This window comes from Burkholderia sp. BCC0322 (assembly GCF_902833045.1).
GTDB lineage: Bacteria > Pseudomonadota > Gammaproteobacteria > Burkholderiales > Burkholderiaceae > Burkholderia.
Genome location: NZ_CADFDU010000010.1, coordinates 1 through 13,610, shown reverse-complemented (window position 1 = coordinate 13,610; position 13,610 = coordinate 1). Strand labels below are relative to the sequence as shown.

General features: G+C 64.5%; 16 protein-coding genes, 2 pseudogenes and 1 riboswitch. Of the genes and pseudogenes, 10 read left to right on the top strand and 8 right to left on the bottom strand.

The genetic code is table 11. The annotated features are described in order from the left end of the window. Nucleotides 1-34: 34 nt before the first annotated feature. Nucleotides 35-535, bottom strand: a complete 501-nt coding sequence (locus HWX39_RS24745) for a nuclear transport factor 2 family protein (protein ID WP_175970437.1) — start codon at nucleotides 533-535, stop codon at nucleotides 35-37. Nucleotides 536-746: 211 nt separating this feature from the next. Here HWX39_RS24745 and HWX39_RS24740 point away from each other — a divergent pair, with 211 nt between their 5' ends. After that, on the top strand, nucleotides 747-1,259 hold the full coding sequence (locus tag HWX39_RS24740; RefSeq protein ID WP_175970436.1) for a nuclear transport factor 2 family protein: 513 nt from the start codon (nucleotides 747-749) through the stop codon (nucleotides 1,257-1,259). A gap of 50 nt (nucleotides 1,260-1,309) precedes the next feature. Next, nucleotides 1,310-2,089, top strand: coding sequence for an EthD domain-containing protein (locus HWX39_RS24735; protein ID WP_244135093.1), 780 nt, complete (start codon nucleotides 1,310-1,312; stop codon nucleotides 2,087-2,089). On the opposite strand, the gene HWX39_RS24730 is transcribed toward HWX39_RS24735, so the two are convergent. The 3 genes from HWX39_RS24730 to HWX39_RS24720 all read right to left on the bottom strand — a co-directional run bounded on the left by HWX39_RS24730 (nucleotide 2,055) and on the right by HWX39_RS24720 (nucleotide 4,443). Continuing rightward, nucleotides 2,055-2,420 (bottom strand): hypothetical protein, encoded by a 366-nt coding sequence (locus HWX39_RS24730; RefSeq protein ID WP_175970435.1) that lies wholly within the window; start codon nucleotides 2,418-2,420, stop codon nucleotides 2,055-2,057. The two genes, HWX39_RS24735 and HWX39_RS24730, sit on opposite strands and share 35 nt — an antisense overlap. Before the next feature lie 120 nt (nucleotides 2,421-2,540). After that, nucleotides 2,541-3,488, bottom strand: coding sequence for an alpha/beta fold hydrolase (locus tag HWX39_RS24725; protein WP_175970434.1), 948 nt, complete (start codon nucleotides 3,486-3,488; stop codon nucleotides 2,541-2,543). 88 nt (nucleotides 3,489-3,576) lie between these two features. Next, a complete protein-coding gene (locus HWX39_RS24720; protein WP_175970433.1) occupies nucleotides 3,577-4,443 on the bottom strand; it encodes a hypothetical protein in 867 nt (288 codons plus the stop codon). Nucleotides 4,444-4,697: 254 nt separating this feature from the next. Here HWX39_RS24720 and HWX39_RS24715 point away from each other — a divergent pair, with 254 nt between their 5' ends. From HWX39_RS24715 to HWX39_RS24700, 4 genes are all read left to right on the top strand, one after another. Then, nucleotides 4,698-5,201, top strand: a complete 504-nt coding sequence (locus tag HWX39_RS24715) for a YbaK/prolyl-tRNA synthetase associated domain-containing protein (RefSeq protein WP_175970432.1) — start codon at nucleotides 4,698-4,700, stop codon at nucleotides 5,199-5,201. 63 nt (nucleotides 5,202-5,264) lie between these two features. Further along, complete coding sequence (locus HWX39_RS24710) at nucleotides 5,265-5,903, top strand: helix-turn-helix transcriptional regulator (protein WP_175970431.1); 639 nt, start codon at nucleotides 5,265-5,267, stop codon at nucleotides 5,901-5,903. A 61-nt stretch (nucleotides 5,904-5,964) separates the two neighbouring features. After that, complete coding sequence (locus HWX39_RS24705) at nucleotides 5,965-6,939, top strand: threo-3-hydroxy-L-aspartate ammonia-lyase (RefSeq protein WP_175970430.1); 975 nt, start codon at nucleotides 5,965-5,967, stop codon at nucleotides 6,937-6,939. A gap of 117 nt (nucleotides 6,940-7,056) precedes the next feature. Next, nucleotides 7,057-7,305 carry a hypothetical protein gene (locus tag HWX39_RS24700; protein WP_175970429.1) on the top strand — a complete coding sequence of 83 codons (249 nt, stop codon included), beginning with the start codon at nucleotides 7,057-7,059 and terminating at the stop codon, nucleotides 7,303-7,305. A 34-nt stretch (nucleotides 7,306-7,339) separates the two neighbouring features. On the opposite strand, the gene HWX39_RS24695 is transcribed toward HWX39_RS24700, so the two are convergent. Beyond that, nucleotides 7,340-8,164 carry an SDR family NAD(P)-dependent oxidoreductase gene (locus HWX39_RS24695; RefSeq protein WP_175970428.1) on the bottom strand — a complete coding sequence of 275 codons (825 nt, stop codon included), beginning with the start codon at nucleotides 8,162-8,164 and terminating at the stop codon, nucleotides 7,340-7,342. Nucleotides 8,165-8,258: 94 nt separating this feature from the next. Beyond that, nucleotides 8,259-8,396, bottom strand: a pseudogene (locus tag HWX39_RS24690) (SDR family NAD(P)-dependent oxidoreductase); the annotation flags it as partial. Between HWX39_RS24690 and HWX39_RS24685 the strand changes: the two are divergent. From HWX39_RS24685 to HWX39_RS24670, 4 genes and pseudogenes are all read left to right on the top strand, one after another. After that, nucleotides 8,362-8,583 (top strand): hypothetical protein, encoded by a 222-nt coding sequence (locus HWX39_RS24685; protein WP_175970423.1) that lies wholly within the window; start codon nucleotides 8,362-8,364, stop codon nucleotides 8,581-8,583. The pseudogene HWX39_RS24690 and the gene HWX39_RS24685 sit on opposite strands and share 35 nt — an antisense overlap. A gap of 35 nt (nucleotides 8,584-8,618) precedes the next feature. After that, nucleotides 8,619-9,233, top strand: a pseudogene (locus HWX39_RS24680) (helix-turn-helix domain-containing protein); the annotation flags it as partial. Between the two features lie 109 nt (nucleotides 9,234-9,342). Then, nucleotides 9,343-9,536: riboswitch (cobalamin riboswitch) on the top strand. An 88-nt stretch (nucleotides 9,537-9,624) separates the two neighbouring features. Beyond that, nucleotides 9,625-9,792, top strand: a complete 168-nt coding sequence (locus HWX39_RS24675; protein ID WP_175970427.1) for a hypothetical protein — start codon at nucleotides 9,625-9,627, stop codon at nucleotides 9,790-9,792. An 83-nt stretch (nucleotides 9,793-9,875) separates the two neighbouring features. Further along, nucleotides 9,876-11,804, top strand: coding sequence for a TonB-dependent receptor (locus HWX39_RS24670; RefSeq protein ID WP_175970426.1), 1,929 nt, complete (start codon nucleotides 9,876-9,878; stop codon nucleotides 11,802-11,804). A gap of 181 nt (nucleotides 11,805-11,985) precedes the next feature. On the opposite strand, the gene HWX39_RS24665 is transcribed toward HWX39_RS24670, so the two are convergent. Then, nucleotides 11,986-12,390: a hypothetical protein gene (locus HWX39_RS24665; RefSeq protein WP_175970425.1), complete on the bottom strand. Its 405-nt coding sequence runs from the start codon at nucleotides 12,388-12,390 to the stop codon at nucleotides 11,986-11,988. Between the two features lie 196 nt (nucleotides 12,391-12,586). Continuing rightward, entirely contained in the window at nucleotides 12,587-13,372 is a 786-nt protein-coding gene (locus HWX39_RS24660; RefSeq protein WP_175970424.1) for a hypothetical protein, read from the bottom strand. Nucleotides 13,373-13,610 lie beyond the last annotated feature (238 nt).

Sequence of the window (13,610 nt, the reverse complement as noted above, 5' to 3'; positions counted from 1 at the left end):
GGAATGTGCGCCACCTGCGTGGCGCTGACGTGCGTCAGGCGGCCGGCGGCTGCGCGCCGGCGAACAGCACGCCGGGCGCATCGCCTTCGTAACGGGCCGACAGCGTCGACGTGACGACGCAGCGCGTGCCCGCGATCCGCCATTCGCCGTCGACCTTCCTGTATGCATCGTCGTAGTACGCGCCGAGCTGCGTGAGCGTGCGCGCGTTCGTGTCGATCATCTGGTAGTGCAGGCCCCACGTGCCGCGTGCATGTGTCGCGTCGAGCACGTCGATCTCGGGATTGACGCCGTGATGCATCTCGACGATGTGCGGATGGCAGCCGAGTTGCACGAACACGTCGACGAGCGCGTCGCGTGTGTCGAACGTGCCGATCCGGCCGTAGTCGATATGCACGGGGCCCGGCGCGAAGCAATCGCGCATCCCTTGCGGATCCTTGCGATCGCAGCACGTGAAGTAGCGCGCCTTCAGCCGGCGGATCGCGTCGGCGTCCTCGAGCCGGCGCACACGCGCTTCCAGCGATTCGATGAGGGTCATCCTGTCTCCTTGTTCGGTGCCGCGCGGTTCGAACGCCGCGTCGATGCCACGTTACCGCCGTGCGATGCACCGGCCATCACCCGTTCGGACGAAATCCGTGATTCGTTTCGGCAGCGCCGTTCAGGTGCGGCAACGGCGTTCGTCCGAACAGACGATGTGATGCAAGCGGCTTCGTTCCTACCATCGAACGACACCACCACGAGACCCGGCGATGGACGACACGACCCGCACGCTCCATGAGTACGAGCAGATCCGACAGTTGAAGTACCGGTATTTCCGCGCGGTCGACACGCACGACTGGGCGCTGCTCGCCGATTGCCTGACCGAAGACTGCGAGGCGCGGCTGTACGGTGGCCGCTATGCGTACGACGGCCGCGACGCGTTCGTGTCGAGCCTGCGCGCGCTGATCGGCAAGCCGACCTTCCTGACGATGCATCACGGCCACCATCCGGAGCTCACGCTGGTCTCGGCCGATCACGCGTGCGGCGTGTGGTTTCTCGAGGATCATGCGATCAATCTCGAGGATGACTACTTGCTGCACGGCACCGCGTTTTACGACGACCAGTACGTGAAACGCGCTGACGGATGGCGCATTCACGCGACGCGCCACGAGCGCCTGTTCGAAACCGTCACGTCGCCGATCCCGCCGTCGTTCACACTGACCGCGAACCGGTTTGCGCCGGATTCACATGGTGCGCCTGGCGCGATCGCCACCGCTTCCTGAACCCCGGCGGCACCGCCGCCGATCCCGTCATTCCCCCTGGAGCCGAAGCAATGGAGAAAGTCATTTACGTGTTGTGGCGCGACGCGCAGGCCGCGCCCGATCAGTGGAGCCGCACGGTGCGTGCGCAACTCGCCGACACGCTGTTGTCGCTCGGCGCGCAAGGCGTGCAGGTGAACGTCGCCGATGCCGATGTGGCGCCGGCTGCCGGCCTGAAACAGACCAACACGCACCCGGGCATCGACGGGATCGTCGCGGTGTGGATCGATAGCGCGAACGCGATGTTCCGCCAGCGGTTCGACGATGCGGTGCGCGCGGTGGTCCCGCACATGGCCGCGTATCTCGTCACCGAGTCGCAGCCGATTCCGAATACACGCTTTCCGGCGCGGCCCGGCGAGCGCACGACGGGCTTTTCGCAGCTCGCGTTCCTGAAGCGGCCGCCGCGGCTGACGCACGAAGCGTGGCTCGACGTGTGGCACGGGCATCACACGCGCGTCGCGATCGATACGCAGGACAATTTCTTGTACGTGCAGAACGTGGTCGTGCGCGCGCTCACGCATGCGGCACCCGGCTACGACGCGATCGTCGAGGAATGCTTTCCCGCTGCGGCGATGACCGATCCGCACACGTTCTTCGACGCGGTCGGCGATGACGAGAAATTCCAGCGGAATGTGGCGGAGATGATGGACAGTTGCGGGCGCTTCATCGATTTCGACAAGATCGACGTCGTACCGACGAGTCAGTATGTGGTGAAGGCTGTTCGAGGGTGGGTTCGGGCAATCGCGTGGCGCGGTCGGTTCACGCGAACTTGCCGAAATCCACGTCTTCCTTGACGAACTTTCCCGTCGACAGAAGTGCGTTTTCGATGTCCGCGACGATCAACACATTGTCGAGCGTCGCGGTCACGAACAGCCCCCAGAGATCGTCGTCTATTTCGTACGCGCCCCGTGCATAGGTCCAATAGCTGAAAAAGCGGTCCTGGGACAAGGTGACTGCGGGTTCGTCGAGGCCGTCCGGATGCGCAACCCTGACGGCTTGCAGGGCATCCCGCAGAATCGCCGCGACATTCGGAAAATCGGCAGCGCGATGGTCGTCCAGGATCTCGACCAGAAGATCGCTGCCGTGGAAGACTGGCCGGATACGGAATCGAATCAGGTTTGTCATGCTCGTTCTCCCGCTTTCATCCACGGCCGAGCGAGCGCCCATGGCCCGCCGCCGCCCGGAGTTGACTCATGCATCCACCCACCGTTACGGACGATGGACGTTCGACGTCATCCGGCACTGTCAGGCCGCCTCGCCGGACAAACCGGTTTCGCACGAATCCCGGCGCCGAGTCACGGTCGATCCGGTCACAAACGTTGAAACCGCAGCCACCACGCCATCCGCGAGTGGCAGATCCGGGTTCGAGTACGCAGCGAGGTTTTCGTGCAGATCCGCGGTGCGGACCGTCTTGAGGGCGTGATTGGCGTCGGCGATCAGCGCCATTTCGGCTCGTGGATTGGCCTGCTTCAGACGTTCCGCGTCCTGCACGGCAACCTGGATATCCCGCGCGCCCTGCACGATGAGCACCGGCTTCGTGTAATCCGCCAGCACGGCCGCCGGATCGACGGTCAATTCACTCATCAGGAAACGCTGGACTTGCGGCCTGAACAACGGCATGAGTGCTGGATCGATGCGGGTCGCGTCCACGCGTTTCCCGGCTTCCAGGGATGCGAGGATCGATCGTGCATTTTCCAGGATCGGCGCATTGGCCGGGTTCGATTGCAGTTGTTGCCGCAGTACGTGCACGAGCGGCCGCCCCGCCGTGGAAACCAGGATCAGGCCGGTGATGTCGGCCGATTGCCGAGCAGCCAGCAATGCCGCCAACCCGCCCTCGCTATGCCCCAACACCCATACGCCGGGCGCCCCCGTCCGCGCCCGGATGGCCGCTACCCACGCACGGACGTCGGCCGCGTAGTCGTCGATCGTGACGTCATCGGCATCCGGTACCGCCGACGCGCTGCCGTACATGCCGCGCTTGTCGATTCGAACCGACGCGATGCCTGCCTCGAGCAATCCTTCCGCGAGCAACCGGTAGGTCGACGCCTGGACCCAGTTCGGCGCGTTGCCGTTCCTGTCGGTCGGGCCCGAGCCCGGCACGATCAGCACCACCGGGGCGTCGCCGGTATCCGGGGACAACAGCGTGCCTTTCAGCGGGCCAGCGGGGCCCGGCGCTTCGATTTCCGTCTGCATGGTTTGTAGGGGATCTCGCTGATGAAAAACCATTGCCAAAGTGCATGAGACCGTCGATACCGGGCCCACGCGCAGCCGACCTTCAGTGTCAGTCGCCGGCGAATCGACGCGGCCGATACGTCTTCTCGTTCCAGGTAAACCGCGCGGACTTGCCCGACGCGGCCTTGCCCTTCGGACGCACGACGAGGTCGTAATGCCCGTTGGTCATGTGAGGGCTGAACGACAGCACGTAATGAACCTGCTGCGTGTTTTCCGCATCACACGCCTCCTGCGCTGCGTCGCCCTGATCCTTGCCTTTCCCGGCCTTCGCCGCGACGCACTCCGCCGCCCCGTCCTTGTCATAGGTCCACCAGTCGGTCAACGCAGTGAAGATGGGCGTCACGCGAGCATCGGCATAGCGATACAGGCTCAGTATCTCGTTCGTGTCGCTATGCGAGGTCGATGTGTAGTTGTTGTTGAAACGAACGCCAAACGCGGTTTCCTGCGCGCTGATTCGGTAGGGAATCACGTCCATCGTCAGGAACGCGCTCCACAACATCGGTGACGTATCGACGCGCTCGCTTCGATCGCTCGCGAGCAGGTGGAAACCTTGCCCGTCGCGAGTCAGGACACCTGTCCACAGCGCCGCGTCGACGTCGTCGGTCGAGCGCTGGACCAAGGCGGCCACGACCCACAGCGGCCCTGCAGCCGCCGGCCCATGCGCCCATGGCGACAGCGCGACACCCTTGATGCTGTCGGCCGGCGCGGGATCGTTGCCCATCAGCGTACGCAACGCAGCTTGCTGGTCCAGGTCGCTCACATCGCCCGCGGCGAATGTGCAATTGGCAAAAAATGCCAGTATGAGCGCCAGCATCGCCTGTCCGTAAAAGTGACGTTTCTTCCTGCTTCTGACGCCTGGATATCGCTGCCCCGAGAATGAATCGTCTCGGCATTTTTCCTGCATGTTGGTCAACATTGTTCGCGTATTCCTCGTCGATCCATCTTTCCAACCGGTTTCAAGCCAGCCTCGTCCGGGCCGCGGATCTGGCCGATCGCCATTGTCGACGACCTGTGCGGCGACGTCGACTGACCGTTGATGACCGTCTCTCTCCGCGCCTCTCTTTACCGCGTCATGACAAAACGTCTATACTTGGACATTCCATCGACCGACTCGCCGAAGCCCCCGCCCCGGCGCGCCGCGATCCCCCGGCCCCACCTGCCTGGAACGACATGAGCGACTACTCCGTTTTCGACACGCTTTGCGATCTGCTGAACACGTCCGGCGCGCGGTTCCGTGTGCTGGAGCATCCGGCCGAAGGGAAATCCGACGCGATCGCCGCGCTGCGCGGCACACGCCCCGAACAGGGCGCGAAGGCGATGCTGTGCGCATTCAAGGATGGCGGCGACGCCACCGCGCTCGCGGTCATTCCCGGCCACCTGAAGATCGATTTCCGCAAGGTCGCCGATGCGGTCGGCCGCCGCAAGGCAACACTCGCGTCGCCTGACCTCGCGGCCGCCGTCACGCGCTGCGTGATGGGCGCCGTGCCGCCGTTCGTGTTCGCCCCCGGCGTGACGCTCGTCGTCGATCCCGCACTGGTCGAACGCAACACCGAGATCGCTTTCAACGCCGGCCGCCTCGACCGCTCCGTCGTGCTCGACGCGGCCGACTATGTGCGGATCGCGCAGCCGCTGCTCGCCGACATCACGCGGCCGGAAGCCACGGAAGGCGAATAGCACGCCGGTTGTGCCTTTCCCGAAGCCGTCGCATCGATCCGAAACCTTGACCGCGAAACCATCATGACCTCCACCCGGAAACGCGTGCCGTCCGAGCAGGCATCGCTGATCGAACAGGTGCAGCGCATTGCCGAAGGGCTCGGCGCGATGTTCGCGCCGTTCACCGAGGTCGTGGTTCACGACCTGCGCACGCCGAAGCACGCGATCCTCGCGATCCACAACAACCTGTCGGGGCGCGCAATCGGCGATCCCGCGACCGAGCTCGGCCTCGCCCGCATCGCGGACGAAGATTTCCCGCCGGTGCTCGCGAACTACCCGAACCGCTTCGCCGACGGCCGCACCGCGAAAAGCACGTCGATCGGCATCAAGGATTCGACCGGCCGCTACGTGGCCGCGCTGTGCCTGAATGCCGACGTCACGCTGTTCCGCGGTTTCCAGGGCATGCTGAACCAGTTCTGCAGCACCGACGGCGAAGCGGTTGCGGAAACGCTGGACCCCGCCGGTGCGGATGCGATCCGGCAACGCATCGACGCATTCGCGATGCGTCTCGCGACGACGCCGCGCGAACTGAAGACCGACCAGCGCCGCGAGCTGATGCAGACACTGAAGGCCGACGGTTTCCTCGAGGTACGCCGCGCGATGGAGATCGTGTCGCAGCATCTCGGCGTCTCGCGCGCGACCGTCTACAACGATGCGAAATGACCCACGCGCGATACCCGCGCGGCTTTCCTGCTGACCGATTCCTACGACCACCGGGCACTCCATGAACTCTCCGACTCTCCCCACCTACGACGACGTTGCCGCCGCCGCGGCCCGGCTCGAAGGCCATGCGCACCGCACGCCGGTGATGACGTCGCGGACGATCGACGAGGCGCTCGGCGCGCAGGTGTTCTTCAAGTGCGAGAACCTGCAGCGCATGGGCGCATTCAAGTTCCGCGGCGCGTTCAACGCGCTGTCGCGTTTCGACGCGGAGCAGCGCCGCAACGGCGTCGTCGCCTTCTCGTCCGGCAACCATGCGCAGGCGATCGCGCTGTCGGCGCGCATGCTCGGCATTCCCGCGACGATCGTGATGCCGCAGGATGCGCCGGCCGCGAAGATGGCCGCGACGCGCGGCTACGGCGGCAAGGTCGTGACCTACGACCGCTATACCGAGGATCGCGAACAGATCGGGCGCGATCTCGCCGCGCAGCACGGACTCACGCTGATCCCGCCCTACGACCACCCGGACGTGATCGCCGGCCAGGGCACGGCGGCCAAGGAACTGTTCGACGAAGTCGGCCCGCTCGATGCGGTATTCGTGCCGCTCGGCGGCGGCGGGCTGCTGTCGGGCACCGCGCTCGCCACACGCGCGCTGTCGCCGCACGCGGCGCTGTACGGCGTCGAGCCGGAAGCCGGCAACGACGGCCAGCAATCGTTCCGGTCCGGCGCGATCGTGCATATCGACACGCCGCACACGATTGCCGACGGCGCGCAGACGCAGCACCTCGGCAACCTGACGTTCCCGATCATCCGACGCGACGTCGACGACATCCTGACCGCGACGGATGCGGAACTGGTCGACTGCATGCGCTTCTTCGCCACTCGTATGAAGATTGTGGTCGAGCCGACCGGCTGCCTGTCGTTCGCCGCGGTGCGACGGATGAAGGACGCGCTGCAGGGCAAGCGCGTGGGCGTGGTGATCAGCGGCGGCAACGTCGATCTCGAGAACTTCTGCGCATTGGTGTCGGCGCCGGCATGAGCGTCGCGGCGCGCATGAACATCCCGTCATGCGCGCCGCATCACGCCTTCACGCCGCGTTAAGTTTCGCGCCCTAGACTGATTAGGTTGTCCCGTAGTCAGTCGTGAAGGAGCCACCATGAAATCGCATGCGATCGTCGCCGCCGCCCTCGCGGCTGCCTCCCTTTCGGCGTTCGCTCAACCGGGCGTGACGTCATCCGGTTTCCCCGCCGCGTCGCCGCACGACGCCGTTGCGCAGGCGACGCACCGCTCGCCCGCCGCGTTGCCGCACGCCGGCTTCGTGCTCACGAAAATCGATCAGAACAATACGCCGCCCGATCGCGGCGGCGACCCGAGCGGCCGCACGCATTCCGGCACGCACATGTGAGGCGGGCGCCGGGCGCGGCTGCCGCGCCCGGCCCTCAGAACGACGGCAGCGACGGATCGCGTGAAGCGAGAATGTCGTCGGTGCGCCGCTGCAGCGCGCCGTCGATCGTCTCCGGTTGCGGAATCAGCCAGTAGCGCCCTTCACGAATACCGTCGAACACCCGCTCGGCGAACGCGTCGGGCGTGAGCCCGTGCGCGTTCAGCATCGAGCGCATCGTATCGACGAAGCCGCGCACTTCGGGCCGGTCGTGCGCCGCGCCGAACGGGTCGTTGAAGATGCCCGACTGCACGGGGCCCGGCGCGAGCAACGACACGCCGACCGGTGCGCCCAACATCTTCAGTTCTCCATACAGCGATTCCGTCAGTGCGACCACCGCGAATTTCGTCGCCGAGTAAGGCGACATCAGCGGGCTCGGCAGGAACCCGCCGACCGACGCGGTATTCACGACCCACGCCGGCACGTTGCGCTCGAGCATCCGCGGCACGAAGCTGCGGATCCCGTTCAGCACGCCGTGAACGTTGATCGCGAAGCTGCGCTCGAAGCGTTCCGGCGTGATTTCCCAGGTGAAACCGGTCGCCATCACGCCAGCGTTGTTGAACAGCAGGTCGACACCGCCGAAGCGCTGCCAGGCGGCCTGCGCCAACGCGTCGACGGCTTCCGGCCGGCTGACGTCGGTCGGCACGCACAAGACGTCGGTGTCGAGCGTCGCGGCGAATGCGTCGAGCTTCGCCGGGTCGAGATCGGCCAGCACGACGCGCATGCCGAGCCCGGCGGCGTGGCGTGCGAGCCCGCTGCCGATGCCGCTGGCCGCGCCGGTGATCACGGCCGTGCCGCCGTCGAAGCGAATCGAGTTTGTCATGTCAATCAAAGTCCTGTCGGGTCGAGGTGGGGATGCGCATACGCGGGAATTACCGGCGGCGGCGGCACCGTGCGGCCGTCGAGCGAACGCACCGCGCGTTGCTGCGCGCCGTCACGACGACCGTCGCGCCCTCGGATGCGAGTCGCTGCGCAATCGCACGGCCAACGCCGCGGCTTGCGCCCGTCACGAGCGCGCACTTGCCGGCCAGTACGCCGGCTCGGGTTTCGGTCATCGTTGTCTCCCGTGATGGGCGCGCGGGCCGCTCAGCCGGCGATATCCGCAACATGAAGGACCCGCGTGGTTTTTGCCTCGCCCGTTTGAACGAGATCGAGCGCGCGGGCCGCCTGTTCGAGCGGAAAACGCTCGAAACGCGGCACCTACAGCGCGCGCTTTCCGAGTCGCTCGGCATCCGGCTATAGGTCATCGCGGTGCGCAGCCGCCGCAACCGGCGACGACGCCGGGCGATTTCGTCGCGCTGTACCGCGACGCGACCGAACGCCTCGAGGCGCAGGTCGCGCGCGGCAACGGGCACCCGCCGATGCGCAAGTGCGAAGTCGACCTGATGTGCCGCTGCCTGCTGAGCGGCGCTACGCTGGCCGACGCGATGCCGCTGCTCGGGCTGTTCAATGCGCCGGTCGAGGTCGGCCGCAAGACCTACGGCTTCGCATTCGACGCGGCGCGGCTCGAATGCCGCGTGATCCGGCAGCCGGCCGAGCTCGACGCGTTTCTGGTCGATTTTCCGTTTCGTCTGATCGATGCGGCGCTTGCACACGAGCAGGCGTTGCCGGCACTCGCCGAACTGGCCGCGTGGCTGGGTGTGAGCGAGGCAACGTTGCGGCGGCGGCTGGTGGCCGAGCACACCGGTTATCACGCGTTGCGGGAGCGATGCCTCGCCGAGGCCGCCCAACGGTTTCTGCGCGAGTCGGACTGGCCGGTCGCGCGGATCGCCGCGCATCTCGGGTTCGGCGGCGAGAAGGCGTTTCGCCGCGCGTTCGTCAGGTGGACGGGTGTCGCGCCTAGCCGGTTCAGGCGCGACAGCATGGCAGCGCCCCCATTTCGTCAGACATGAATCACGGCGCCGACGCATAAAAGAAAGGATTTCGAAAATTTTTGCGCGGTCGTGACGTTTTTTCGCATCCCCGCGCGGCCGGGCAATTGACGCACCGGAGCGCACGCCATTACCCTTGCGCGCTGATGGTTCCCGGAGACGGGATCAAAAGGGAACGCAGGAGAGGCCGTGCCTCGAATCTGCGGCTGCCCCCGCAACTGTGAGCGGCGAATCCGTGCCACCGCATGCCACTGGGAAACCGGGAAGGCTGGCACGAATCAGGACCCGCGAGCCAGGAGACCTGCCATCGACCCGAGGTCCAAGCAGCCGCACCGGGCGGGGTGTCCCGATGCGCCAGCACCGCCTTTGGCGGTGCCCGTTGCATGGACGGCCCGACCTCAGGATCCGCCCGATGTCCACCGTTACCGCATCCGCTTCCGCTCCGGAAGCGTCGCACCGGCACGCCGCCGGCATGCACGGCCCGCCTGCTCGCGCGCGCCGTTCCCGCTCGATCGCGTCCGCCGGCATGTGCCGCGCCGATGCCCGCGACAACGGCCTGCCCGGCCCGGTCGCGCGATAACCCGATCACCGATAACAAAACCGGTGCTGCCCGCCGTCCGCCCACGATCGACGCGTGCGCAGCCCGACAACAGCCACAGCCTGATGAAGATTCGACACCTCCTAGCCACGTCCGCCGCGACCGCGCTCCTCTCGCCCCTCGCCCACGCAGCCGGCGACGCCGCGGTCTCGCAACCGCCCCCGGCCGCCGAAGGCGCCGACCTGCCGACGATCAACGTGACCGACACGCGTCGGCTGCCCGAGTCGTTCGACCAGCGCTATGCGACGACCCAGGTGCTCACGCGCACCGATCTCGACCGGCTGTCGCCGAGCGATCCGGGCATCACGCAGGCGCTCGCAACGCTGCCCGGCGTGACGGTCTCGCAGAACGGCGGGCCCGGTTCATCCGCGTCGGTCAGCATCCGCGGCTCGTCGGCCAGCCAGGTCGCCGTGTTCATCGACGGCATCCGGATCGGCTCGTCGACCACCGGCATCGCGCCGTGGGCGGATCTGCCGACCGAAGCGTTCGAACGCGTGGAAGTGATCTCGGGGCCGGCCGCCGCTTCGTTCGGCGCCAATGCCATGGGCGGCGTCGTGCAGCTCTTCACCCGCCGCGCGGCCAACCAGCCGAACCAGACCACCGTGTCGTTCGGCGGCGGGTCGAACAAGACGTTCGACACGCAGCTGCGCACGTCGGGCACGGTGCCGTCGACCGGGCCGCTCGCCGCGCTCGGCGGGCTCACGTACTCGCTCGGCCTGCACTCGTACAACACGGCCGGCATCGACTCGACGCGGCCTTTCGCGTACGGGCATGAGGACGGCCGCAACCCGTACCACGCGCAGGATCTCGATGCGCGCCTCGGCTACGCGCGCGACAACTGGTCGATCTCGACGTTCGCGCTGTATCACCGGTCCGATCTGTCGTTCGATAATCTCGGCGGTGGCAACCGCCAGCTCGATCATCAGTTGACGACCGGTATCGCGTTCCATCTCGACATCACGCCGGACACGCAGTTCGACCAGTCGTTCGGGTATTCGAACGATCGCGGGTTCATCTACGCAAACGATCCGACCATCCCGACCGACCAGATCAATTCGCAGCGCATCAGCACGTCGACGTCGCTGACGCATCAGGAGCGCGGGTTCCATCTGTTCGGGCTGCCGCTGTCGGGCGAAACCAAGCTCGCGTACGACTTCACGCGTGAGCAGGCATTCCTGCCGACCGACATTCCGAACGGCGTGCCGACGCGCAACGATTCGGCGTTCTCGCTGCATCAGTCGGCGACGCTCGGCAGCGTGACGATGTTCCTAGCGGGACGTCATGAAATCATCGCCGGGCAATCGGTGAATACGGGCAATGCGGCGCTGTCGTGGGCGATCACGCCGGTGTACACGGCGCGCGTGTCGTACGGCAATGCGTTCCGGCTGCCGACGTTCAACGACCTGTACTACCCCGGCTACGGCAATCCGAATCTCAGCCCGGAACGCAACACGTCGGTCGAGGCCGCGGTCGATGCGAACACGTCGTACGGCACGTTCACGGCCGCGATCTACGACACGCGCGTCAGCAACCTGATCGCGTACAACCCTGCGACGTTCTCGCCGATCAACATCGGCCGCGCGCATATCCGCGGGATCGACCTGTCGTACAAGGGGACGATCGGCCGCTCGACGCCGGTAAGCCTCGCGGTCGGGATCCTGAATCCGCAGGACGAGACCAACGACTCGTGGCTCAACCGCCGGCCGCGCCAGACGGTCAGCCTCAACATCGATCACACGTGGGACGAACTGCACCTCCATGCGTTGAGCACCGGAGCGTCGCTGCTTTACGGCGGCACGACGTTCGACGATCCGGCGAACTCGACCTATCTGCCTTCGTATCTGACGGTGGGGCTGCGCGCGTCGTACCGGATCAATTCGCACCTGACCGTGTCGGCGACGGTGTCGAATCTGTTCGATCGGCAGTATATGACCGCGTACGGGTACAACACGCTTGGGCGGACGGCGTTCGGGAAGATCAGCTACACGTTCTGACACGTTGATCGGGAGGCCTTGGCGCGGTGTGCGGCAAGGCCTGGGGGGCAATGCGGCATTCGGGGCCTGGGTTATCGGGTTGGTGGAACGGGTGATTTCGACCCGGAACAGCCACTCGAATGTTCTCGAAGCGGTCGCTAGATCCAGCCAGAGGATCTGGATCGGACTCTCGACTGGAATGTTAGTCGAAAGCGATCCTCAAGGCAGTCTCGTCTACGTATTGCAGCTTCAAATCCACAAGGACCGCACTAGACAGAGCAGTCGCCAGCGCGATCTTTAGTTCTGGCGTGACACCATTGAGATGAAAAGAAAACTCCCATCCCGGCACCGCACCGATCCAGGACACCAATAGATCATCGCTGTCGGACAGCCAAAACTGAACGTTCTTTATTCCACCTGTCGATCCTTCATCGAAAATCTCGGCTCGGGATACCACCATCTGCAGGCCATCATCGGTCCAGTGAGTGATCTGTTCGCTACCAGGATTGGCAAGCAGAAATCCGAGCGGTTTGAGCAAAGTCTCGACGTAACGAAAAGCTTCCGGAAATGGATTTTTTAGCAATACGACCAAGATAGGTTTTGCCATTGTGCCGCGGACCTGTGTGTTGGGTATCTGTCGCTATCGTGACAAGAGCGCGGTCGATTGTCGACGATTTCGACGACGGCGTCGAATGACTGCTTCTGGCCGAACGCGGCCGGCCGCTTCCGTGCAACGCGCGACCGGCGCAGATCGACCCGGAGCGATCATATGATGCTACCCGACAGCGGACCTTCGAATCGAATCAGAACCTACACAATCCTTCACAGGTTGATTGCGCTAGATTTTTCGCAATTGCCTCGATGTAGCCCTTCAGACCTTCTGGTGCACTATTGCTTGCAGTTCTTGCCGTCAGCTCTAGCTTCTTTCGCTCGTCTTGTTTCATGATCGGAGCGAATTGCGAAGCGGTCTCAGCAAGTGCTTTAAGCATGCTAACCCGATAGTGCTCGCTCAGTGAAATGTCATTCGCCGAGATTAAAGTTCCAAGAAAAAAACCATCGATTCCCTTCCGACCCTGCTCGAGACCCCTTAGCCGCACAGGCGTAATTTCATCTGGCTTCAGACGTTCGATAAACCGCGCAAGCAGTGGTGTTTGCCGCGCCATGCAGCGAATCTCAAACGGTTGCAGTTCAGACAATTCGTCTTGGTAAGTCAGCACGTTCCGCTGCTCAAGTCGGAGCACTGCCTGCTGAACAGTTTCAGCGGGCATGCTCTTGTCAACATGGCTACGTAGATCGAAGAGTATATAACTCATGACTTTTCGGTTCGCTTTGTCACATACGTCCATCAAAGCTGGTAGCTGTGCGTCGTCGAACGTAATGCCGTCGAGAAAGCGCCGATTATCAGATAGCGTCGCGAGCATCGCAGCGGCTCGTTCATCTGTTAGGCGGGGCAAGGTGCCGTTTTTCTCGACCCACTCGTCGAACTGCTGGCTTGCCTGAATGTAGCCATCAAACTGATCCGCGAGGACGCTGGCAATAAAACCGAAATACAGACAGACAAAAGTAAGCGAAAACTTGGCACGATGCATTCTTCCCCCCCCTTCGTGTAGCGTCCGGCGTGGTAGAAATACCGTTTTTTTTCGAAACGGATTTAGGCATATCAACGGCTAGTTTCAATCCTGAGGACGCAATTATCGACGATTTGAGCGGTACCGCCGACTGACCGCTACTGGCTGCGGATTCAACCGGTCGATGCAACAGATTGATGGAACCGCTGGGCGGGTGTGTCAAAGTTTAGCGTCTTACGCGGACGCTCGTTGAGACGCC

Bases quoted from the DNA above. Each gene is read 5' to 3' on its own strand.
- HWX39_RS24660 (WP_175970424.1), bottom strand. From the start codon at position 13,372: ATGCATCGTGCCAAGTTTTCGCTTACTTTTGTCTGTCTGTATTTCGGT.
- HWX39_RS24725 (WP_175970434.1), bottom strand. From the start codon at position 3,488: ATGCAGACGGAAATCGAAGCGCCGGGCCCCGCTGGCCCGCTGAAAGGC.
- HWX39_RS24705 (WP_175970430.1), top strand. From the start codon at position 5,965: ATGAACTCTCCGACTCTCCCCACCTACGACGACGTTGCCGCCGCCGCG.
- HWX39_RS24745 (WP_175970437.1), bottom strand. From the start codon at position 535: ATGACCCTCATCGAATCGCTGGAAGCGCGTGTGCGCCGGCTCGAGGAC.
- HWX39_RS24665 (WP_175970425.1), bottom strand. From the start codon at position 12,390: ATGGCAAAACCTATCTTGGTCGTATTGCTAAAAAATCCATTTCCGGAA.
- HWX39_RS24715 (WP_175970432.1), top strand. From the start codon at position 4,698: ATGAGCGACTACTCCGTTTTCGACACGCTTTGCGATCTGCTGAACACG.
- HWX39_RS24695 (WP_175970428.1), bottom strand. From the start codon at position 8,164: ATGACAAACTCGATTCGCTTCGACGGCGGCACGGCCGTGATCACCGGC.
- HWX39_RS24700 (WP_175970429.1), top strand. From the start codon at position 7,057: ATGAAATCGCATGCGATCGTCGCCGCCGCCCTCGCGGCTGCCTCCCTT.
- HWX39_RS24670 (WP_175970426.1), top strand. From the start codon at position 9,876: ATGAAGATTCGACACCTCCTAGCCACGTCCGCCGCGACCGCGCTCCTC.
- HWX39_RS24675 (WP_175970427.1), top strand. From the start codon at position 9,625: ATGTCCACCGTTACCGCATCCGCTTCCGCTCCGGAAGCGTCGCACCGG.
- HWX39_RS24735 (WP_244135093.1), top strand. From the start codon at position 1,310: ATGGAGAAAGTCATTTACGTGTTGTGGCGCGACGCGCAGGCCGCGCCC.
- HWX39_RS24740 (WP_175970436.1), top strand. From the start codon at position 747: ATGGACGACACGACCCGCACGCTCCATGAGTACGAGCAGATCCGACAG.
- HWX39_RS24720 (WP_175970433.1), bottom strand. From the start codon at position 4,443: ATGTTGACCAACATGCAGGAAAAATGCCGAGACGATTCATTCTCGGGG.
- HWX39_RS24710 (WP_175970431.1), top strand. From the start codon at position 5,265: ATGACCTCCACCCGGAAACGCGTGCCGTCCGAGCAGGCATCGCTGATC.
- HWX39_RS24730 (WP_175970435.1), bottom strand. From the start codon at position 2,420: ATGACAAACCTGATTCGATTCCGTATCCGGCCAGTCTTCCACGGCAGC.